The sequence below is a fragment of the Streptomyces sp. NPDC039424 genome, from assembly GCF_055639495.1.
On sequence record NZ_JBVKAI010000003.1, the window covers coordinates 195,040 to 195,971 of the forward strand.

The window sequence follows — 932 nt, forward strand, 5'->3', positions numbered from 1 at the left end:
GGGGAGGTGGGCGGCGGGGTTGGTGCGGGCGAGTGTGCGGTGGATGCGGACGGCTTCGTGGGCGGGTTCGAGTGCGGCTTGGCGTTCTCCGGTCTCAGCCAGGCGGTTGGCGAGGTTGTTGAGGGAGGTGGCGAGGGCGGGGAGGTAGGCGGCGGGGTTGGTGCGGGCGAGTGTGCGGCGGATGCGGACGGCTTCGTGGGCGGGTTCGAGTGCGGCTTGGCGTTCTCCGGTCTCCGCCAGGTGGTTGGCGAGGTTGTTGAGCGTCTTGGCGAGGTTGGGGAGGTGGGCGGCGGGGTTGGTGTGGGCGAGGCCGGTGTAGATGCGGACGGCTTCGTGGGCGGGTTCGAGTGCGGCTTGGCGGTCTCCGGTCTCGGCCAGGCGGATGGCGAGGTTGTTGAGGGAGGTGGCGAGGGCGGGGAGGTGGGCGGCGGGGTTGGTGTGGGCGAGGTCGGTGTAGATGCGGGCTGCTTCGTGGGCGGGTTCGAGTGCGGCTTGGCGTTCTCCGGTTTCGGCCAGGTGGGTGGCGAGGTTGTTGAGCGCCTTGGCGAGGTCGGGGAGGTGGGCGGCGGGGTTGTTTTGGACGAGTGTGCGGTGGATGCGGGCTGCTTCGTGGGCGGGTTCGAGTGCGGCTTGGCGTTCTCCGGTCTCGGCCAGGCGGTTGGCGAGGTTGTTGAGCGCCTTGGCGAGGTCGGAGAGGTAGGCGGCGGGGTTGTTTTGGACGAGTGAGCGGTGGATGCGGGCTGCTTCGTGGGCGGGTTCGAGTGCGGCTTGGCGTTCTCCGGTCTCGGCCAGGCGGTTGGCGAGGTTGTTGAGGGAGGTGGCGAGGGCGGGGAGGTGGGCGGCGGGGTTGTTTTGGACGAGTGAGCGGTGGATGCGGGCTGCTTCGTGGGCGGGTTCGAGTGCGGCTTGGCGTTCTCCGGTCTCGGCCAGGC

1 protein-coding gene is annotated in these 932 nt (G+C 70.1%); it reads right to left on the reverse strand.

All coding sequences use genetic code 11. The features are described 5' to 3' along the window. The coding region (locus ACZ7L0_RS09120; protein WP_471241784.1) for a tetratricopeptide repeat protein at positions 1-932 on the reverse strand (932 nt) is incomplete at both ends.